This is a genomic window from Treponema sp. R6D11 (assembly GCF_054786075.1).
This window is the reverse complement of the sequence record NZ_BDHD01001445.1, coordinates 1-277: the sequence shown is the minus strand read 5'-3', so window position 1 is coordinate 277 and position 277 is coordinate 1. Positions and strand designations below refer to the sequence as shown.

Here is a 277-nt window from a genome sequence, read left to right as displayed (position 1 = left end):
CTGCAAAGCCAGCAACTTCGACGACATTACGATCCTTGGAACCACCATCGACGACTCCGCCGGCGAAGCCTTTGACAAAGTGGAGAAGCATTACAACTTCGGCTACCCCGGCGGCAAAGTAATAGACGAAAGGGCACGTACCGGAGACGCCGACGCTTTTCGCTTCCCACCCCCGCCCCTTCAAAAGGGCGATCCCCGCTACGACGTGTCGTATTCGGGCCAAAAAACCGCCGTTATCAACCAGCTTGATATGTTCAAGGCAAAGGAAACCAAACCC

At 55.2% G+C, this 277-nt stretch carries 1 pseudogene; it reads left to right on the top strand.

From position 1 onward, the window contains the following. Window positions 1-277, top strand: a pseudogene (locus tag ACYVTD_RS19080) (tRNA (adenosine(37)-N6)-threonylcarbamoyltransferase complex transferase subunit TsaD); the annotation flags it as partial.